This is a genomic window from Paraburkholderia sp., from assembly GCF_035501035.1.
Lineage (GTDB): Bacteria > Pseudomonadota > Gammaproteobacteria > Burkholderiales > Burkholderiaceae > Paraburkholderia.
The window spans coordinates 1-6422 of record NZ_DATJWR010000277.1; the positions used below are offsets into that span (position 1 = coordinate 1).

The 6422-nt window shown below is 60.9% G+C and carries 6 protein-coding genes and 1 pseudogene; 2 read left to right on the plus strand and 5 right to left on the minus strand.

The window, feature by feature from the left end:
* Window positions 1–174, plus strand: a 174-nt coding sequence (locus VMJ11_RS20370; RefSeq protein ID WP_325621190.1) for a transposase domain-containing protein, incomplete at its 5' end; no start/stop codon positions are given.
* A 462-nt stretch (window positions 175–636) separates the two neighbouring features.
* Here VMJ11_RS20370 and VMJ11_RS20375 read toward each other — a convergent pair.
* The 5 genes from VMJ11_RS20375 to VMJ11_RS20395 form a co-directional block, all read right to left on the minus strand.
* On the minus strand, window positions 637–939 hold the full coding sequence (locus VMJ11_RS20375) for a hypothetical protein (RefSeq protein ID WP_325621185.1): 303 nt from the start codon (window positions 937–939) through the stop codon (window positions 637–639).
* Complete coding sequence (locus tag VMJ11_RS20380) at window positions 932–2761, minus strand: carbamoyltransferase (protein WP_325621186.1); 1830 nt, start codon at window positions 2759–2761, stop codon at window positions 932–934. The genes VMJ11_RS20375 and VMJ11_RS20380 overlap by 8 nt, the downstream gene beginning before the upstream one ends.
* Window positions 2762–2892: 131 nt before the next feature.
* Window positions 2893–4050, minus strand: coding sequence for a hypothetical protein (locus tag VMJ11_RS20385; RefSeq protein ID WP_325621187.1), 1158 nt, complete (start codon window positions 4048–4050; stop codon window positions 2893–2895).
* A 7-nt stretch (window positions 4051–4057) separates the two neighbouring features.
* Window positions 4058–5209, minus strand: a complete 1152-nt coding sequence (locus tag VMJ11_RS20390) for an SGNH/GDSL hydrolase family protein (RefSeq protein WP_325621188.1) — start codon at window positions 5207–5209, stop codon at window positions 4058–4060.
* A 208-nt stretch (window positions 5210–5417) separates the two neighbouring features.
* Entirely contained in the window at window positions 5418–5648 is a 231-nt protein-coding gene (locus tag VMJ11_RS20395; RefSeq protein WP_325621189.1) for a hypothetical protein, read from the minus strand.
* A gap of 308 nt (window positions 5649–5956) precedes the next feature.
* Between VMJ11_RS20395 and VMJ11_RS20400 the strand changes: the two are divergent.
* A pseudogene (locus VMJ11_RS20400) lies at window positions 5957–6349 on the plus strand (sigma 54-interacting transcriptional regulator); the annotation flags it as partial.
* Window positions 6350–6422 lie beyond the last annotated feature (73 nt).

Sequence of the window (6422 nt, forward strand, 5' to 3'; positions counted from 1 at the left end):
GTTGCCGGCGCACATGCCAGCGCAAATCTCTTTAGTCTCGTTGAAACATGCAAGGCCAACGGTATCGATCCATACAGTTACCTGACCTGGCTGTTCGAGCGCCTGCCTCTGGCAAAGACCGCCGACGACTACGAGGCGCTCATGCCTTGGCGGATGCCCTCCCCCCGGAACTGATTCGCAGCATATCCGCTCCACGAATCAACGCGCCTGTCCACCACTCAGAGGGACGGCGATAATGGATCGCTTACGCTGAATCCAGCTTGCAAAAATCGGGAGGTCCTTATAGGCATCCCATGTACAGTGCCTGGAGGATGTAGTTGAAGAGCTTGTGCAAGGACAGCGTGGGGGAAGGACCGCGACGGCCACGCCCCAGATGCGGCAAGACAAACTGCTCGAACTGCACCTGGCTCAATTTCGTTGGAATCCCTTGCCAGCATGGGTTTGCGGTCATTCGCTGCGTCCAGGAATCTGGACTCTACCCGATCAGGTGCCGTCGGCCCGAAACCCGCTCCGGAGCTGACTTGCAGACAAATTCCACGATCTCGGAAAACTAGCAACCAGTTGTAAGGGTGCCTGATCAGCTGTGCTCTGAGCTGCCAGCATGTGTACGCCACGCACATGGCATGACAAGCCGGTTCAGTACATCGCATAGACGAATTGCGACACGATCTCGCTCTCGTCAGCAGGCGCGCGAAGCGACTTCGCCATCCTGCGCCACTCCGGCTCGAGCAGCGCCAGCGCATTCAGCCCCTGCTCGCGCCAGATCGCCAGCAACGCATCGATCATGTCTTCCTCGACGATAATCGGCTCCGGCTCGAAGACGTCTAGAAAATAAGACACGCATGCAGGATCTGTCTTCGCCAGCACGAACGGCTCAACCCGCTGCCTGGCACACGCCAGCTTCGAGCGGAAGAATTTTTCAAGGTCAGCGTCAGTCAAGTTGATACTCCTTCTTCCAGGAATCGTCCGTTTCGACGGGTGCCTGCTCGTTGCGATAGAGAATGTGGTTGCCCATCACGAGCACGTCGATCTCCGTGCGCATGAAGCAGCGATAGGCATCCTCGGGCGTACAGACGATCGGCTCACCCCGTACGTTAAACGACGTGTTGACGAGCAGGGGGCACCCCGTCAGCGCCTCGAACGCCCGCAGCACGGAATACATCCTCGGGTTCACGTCTTCCTCCACCGTCTGGATGCGCGCGCTGTAGTCAATGTGCGTAATCGCCGGGACTGTGCTGCGCACTGCGTTGACGATTTGCAGCATGTCCTCGGGATCGGATGACGCCTCCGGCACCCGCCTGTGCTCTTCCCGCACAGGCGCGACGATCAGCATGTAGGGACTGTCCGTGTCGAGCTCGAAATAGTCTGCCGCGCGGCGCTTCAGCACGATCGGCGCAAAGGGCCGGAACGATTCCCGGAACTTGATTTTCAGGTTCATGCGCGATTGTGTCGTCGCTGCGCGCGGGTCGCCGAGAATCGAACGGCCGCCAAGTGCGCGCGGCCCGAACTCCATGCGGCCCGAAAACATTCCGACGATCTTTTGCCCGGCAAGCAGGCTCGCAATCTTCGCGGCGCCAGCATCGGCCTGGTCCAACGAGTGATAGGGGGCGCCGGATTGCGACAGAAACGTGACGATTTCGTCGTCGTTATATTCCGGGCCGACGAAGCTCCCTTGCTGCGCATCTCTCGCGCCGACTAGTGAGGGCCGGACGCCGCCGAGCATGTTGAAGTCGGCGAGATAGGCTGCGCCGATCGCGCCTCCCGCGTCGCCCGCGGCCGGCTGGATCCAGATGTCGTCGAAAATCCCCGCGCGAAGAATCTTCCCGTTGGCTACGCAGTTCAAGGCAACGCCCCCGGCGAGACACAGGTTCGCTGCGCCCGTCATATCGCGCAGCGTGCGCGAGATCTTCAGCATGACCTCTTCGGTCACAGCCTGGATGGACGCAGCAAGATCCATCTCGCGCCGCGTGATGCGCGACTCGGGTACGCGAGGCGGTCCGTCAAAGAGCCGATCGAAGCGTTCGTTCGTGAGTGTCAGCCCTTTGTGAAAATCGAAAAAGTCAAGATTGAGCCTGAATGAGCCGTCATCCTTGATGTCGATCAGGTGCTCCTTGATCTTCTCTGCGTAAGCAGGGTTGCCGTAGGGCGCAAGGCCCATCAGCTTGTACTCTCCGCTGTTGACCCTGAAACCGCAAAAAAACGTGAACGCGCTATAGAGCAGGCCTAGCGAGTGCGGATAGCGAATCTCCTTGAGGATCTCGATCCTGCTGGCGCGCCCGATGCCGAGGCTTGTGGTTGACCACTCCCCGACGCCATCGACGCACAGCACGGCCGCCTCCTCGAACGGCGACGGGAAGAACGTCGATGCCGCGTGCGAATAGTGATGCCGCGCGAAGTAAATCGGCACGTCGCAGTTCAGCATCTCCTCGATCAGGTCCTTGAAATAGGGCTTCACGGCGAAGAACGAGCGAACCGCACGGGTGAAGAACACCTCGGACTCGGGCGCGAATGCGATCGACGAACGGATGATCCGGTCGGCCGTCAGCGCGGGATCGTCGTAGAACGCGATGGCCGCCAGGTCGCTGCCGTCGATCTCCGCCTCCTCGAGACAGTAGTTGATCGCGCCACGCGGGAAACGCGGGTCGTGTTTCTTCCGGCTGAATCGTTCTTCCTGCGCCGCGGCGACGATCACTCCGTCTTTTAACACCGCGGCGGCCGAGTCGTGATAGAAGGCCGAGACGCCGAGTACGTACCTGGACATGATTCTTCCTCCACGACGATGGAAGGTTGCTCGTTGTACCACCCGGCAAATCGGGGCCGCCCTACGCTCCGCACACACTCCGCGAGCGCGATTTGGCGCGAGGACGTGATGGGCCCGATGTGCGCCATCGCTTATACCTGTTCCCGCTCCCGCACGATGAAGCCGTCGAGCACAACGGGCGAGCCGTCGATCAGCACATCGCGCGGCTTGCTGTGCGCTAGCAGCTTGATGAAGTCGCGGCTGTCGCCGTTCTCCGCGAGATCCTCAGGCCGGTCGAACAGGCTCAGATCGGCCTTCATGTCTGCATCGATCGCGCCGACGTTCGGGATACCGAGCGCTCGCGCCGCCGAATGCGTCAATGCATCGACGACGAGGTTGCACGTTGCCGCTGCGTCGCACGACTGGTGGAGCAACGCCGTCGACAAGTCCATGAGCGACTTGTAGCGGTCCACGCACGCCACCGCATGGTGGCTAATAGAGAACGCCAGAGCGCGGTCCTTCAACGACAGGCGCGCGAAGTGTTGTTCCAGCAACAATTCGCTGACCGCCCCCGGCGCACACACCAGATTCGCGGACGATGCGTTTACCATCGCCACATCGCTACGGGTAAGTTGCGAGAGGTTGAAGATCGTTGCCTGCGATAGCAGCGACAGGTAGGACAGCAGCCCCACCTCCGTAAAGCAGCGTGTTTCCTTGTAGCGCTTCGCGTCGGCCGACGTCGAGCTGAGGCGAACGCACAGCCGCCTGCCCAGTTGCCCGGCAATCGACGCCGCAGCGAGAAGTGTCGCCGCAGACCAGATTTCGCCCGGCACGACCACAGGGAAGACCTCGCCGCATGCGAGCCTGATCGAATTCACCACGCGCACGAAGCTTTCGCAAGCACGCTGGCGCGCCTCCGCGCTGTCACCGCTGCCGCCTCGTTCCGCCAGTTCGATATAGAGGAGCCGGCGCACGCCGTCACACCCGGAGTATTCCGCTCCTTCGGCGAGGCTCCTGCAAAACACACCCGCCGCCGTGAACCCGTTCAAAACGAGCTCCTGCGAATACCGCTGCCAGTCCTCGTGACCAGGACAGACGTCGGAATTGATCAGGCCAGGCAGACATACCGTAGTGTCGCCCGCGAGCGCGCAGGCACGCCGTGACGTGCGAGGCTCCAGGATCTGCGCGATACGCGAGCCGTCGATTTCGAGGTCTCCACGCACAAAGCGATGCCGCGCCGAATCGAAGTACAGCGTATCGACGATCGCCCATTGATCTGTTCTCGAGAGGCCGGTTTTGAGAACGCCCATCGGCCCCTCACGTCCCGACGCTTTCGGATGGTGACGCCCGCCCGGCGGCGACAATCCCCTGTTTGCCGGCAGTGCCGTCTCGTGTCGCCTGCCATGTGTCAACGGTGACTACGGCGGGAGCGGACACCGGATCGGTATCGCGCGTCGCCGCACCGCCCAGCAACGGCGCCACAACCTTAGCTAGCGCTTGCCCGATGATCTTGTGGGCGTTCGGCGTGAGATGGCAGTCGATCCGGAACCGCAACTGCCTTCTCGTCTCGGCCGGTTCACGCTGCATATCGTCGATGACGTGATAAACGGGCGCATCGATCGACTGCGCAAGCTCGTCGAAACGCCGCCTGATGTCCTTGTAGCTGGCTGTTTCCTCGACGTACTGATAGAGTGGAATGACCGCGATGACCACCGGTACTTCGAGTTCCGACACCCACTTTTTGAGTATGGCATGCAGCAGCTTCCAGCCATCGCTGCTCGGGGAGCCATACTCGGGGAGCGGTTGGAATCTCGTCAACCGCTGACAGAAGTCTTTGAAATCGGGGCCCAACCTGTTGACCATCCTGCGCAGGCTCGTGCGCAGCGAGCCGCGGCCGTCTTCCGGCGCGGTCATGTCTGCCTTGTACGGCAGCGGAACGGGCACGCCCTTCAGGGTCAACCCGTGACCCGGAGAAAGTTCAAACCAGGGCTTGGGCACACGAATGACTTCGCCTGTGTGATCTGCCCATCCGCGCTCCCTGGCGACATTGCGCTGGATGTTTTCCACGAGCACGGCGATGACCACGGCGTCATAGTCGATCTTGCCGGCGTACTGCTGGAAGATCAGATACTGCTGATCCGTTCCACTATTGCTCAGGCCGAAGTTCAGGACCTCGGTGTCGGACAGGTTCGCCTCAAGCACGTCGGAGTATCGCTTGCCGTTGCTCACGCCGTCGCCCGCGGTGAAAGAGTCGCCGAAGACCAGAACACGATGCGCGCGGTTCTTGCGCGGGGTCACCTGGTGATCGCAGCGGAAGCCGTCCCCGTTGGTCTTCACGAGGTACCCACCACCTTCATGAGGTATCCGGAGTTTGAGGCGGGGTACGAAGCGGTAACCCAGCACCGGGTCGTACTGCATCAACCGCCTGTGCAGCCTGGGCGGCTTGGTGGCCTGTGTGCGAGCATTCATGGTTCTGGTCTCCTCGTCTCCTGGCCTTCGACCTATCTGCGTAGCCATCGACTAATGGCTACGTGAAATCGTCGACGTCCCATATCTGTCTGGCAGCGCATCGCGCCTGCCTCCTGTTTCAAGTCAAGTTGCACGGGTCTGAGTAGTTTGCCGATCACCGCCTCGTCGAAGTGGTTCAGCATCTGATCGACTACGCTCCACGCCAAGATCAAGTGGATAGAACCGATGTAATGGCCGATACGCGGCCAGCGCAGAAGGATGGATGCACGCGGTTCACATCGTGATCTACCTGCGCGCCGAGCGTCCGACGGAGACTCGCCAACGCGATGCCGACGAGCGCGACGCTCACGCTGCCGCTCGCTTCCGGACCGCGATTGCGGCCGATCGTGAGAAACTTGACAGCCACGAGTCCGCGCATCAGCACCTGCTGCAACAGCATTCATGTAGTTGCACTCGATTCAGGCTTGCGCGGACGGAGAATGCCGGCAACCTTATCGCCCGCTAACTTCTTCGCGTTGTCTCATCGCTTGTGCGCCCGTTCTCACCATCACGCTCCTCGCACGGTGGAACCGTAGCGGTAGAGTTTGCCGTGCAAACGCCATACTCTAGCTTTAATCGGCAAGCGTTACAGCTAATTCTTGCGCTGCTTAAAGAAGAACGATGAGAATTGTGTCGGGGGCATATACTAGGCAGCATTCTCGGCGGACTGGCTGCACTCGAGCCTGTCTCAGGTCGCACGCGTAGTGTTTGCACGTCATCGAGACGGGCACCTTCAGGCGCGTCGGCAGCACCGAGACCCAGCGGGCCGATTTCCGGCTCGTCGCTGCCACATACAAGCCGCTCGAGCAGATGATCCCGGCGGGCCTGTTTCGCTCCGACCTATACTTCCGGATCAGTGCTTTCCCCATTCATTTTCCTGCGGTGCGTGAGCCTGTGGGAGATATTCCGCTTCTGGCTGACTCCAGCCTGGCGCGTATTGCCTCTGCGGGACACGGCTCGCCACGCAAACCCCTGATTTCGCCGGACGCACTTGCACTGCTGCGTGCGTATTCGTGGCCGGGCAACATCCGCGAACTGCGCAACGTGCTGGAGCGGACAAGCCTTCTGGCCGACGACGGTGTAATTCGGCCCGACCAGTTGTTAGTCATGTGTAGCTGATCCAAGCGACTGATAGATCGACGAACCGCCGTTCTCCGCCATCAGCAGACCTGTG

Bases quoted from the DNA above. Each gene is read 5' to 3' on its own strand.
- VMJ11_RS20380 (WP_325621186.1), bottom strand. From the start codon at position 2,761: ATGTCCAGGTACGTACTCGGCGTCTCGGCCTTCTATCACGACTCGGCC.
- VMJ11_RS20385 (WP_325621187.1), bottom strand. From the start codon at position 4,050: ATGGGCGTTCTCAAAACCGGCCTCTCGAGAACAGATCAATGGGCGATC.
- VMJ11_RS20390 (WP_325621188.1), bottom strand. From the start codon at position 5,209: ATGAATGCTCGCACACAGGCCACCAAGCCGCCCAGGCTGCACAGGCGG.
- VMJ11_RS20395 (WP_325621189.1), bottom strand. From the start codon at position 5,648: ATGCTGTTGCAGCAGGTGCTGATGCGCGGACTCGTGGCTGTCAAGTTT.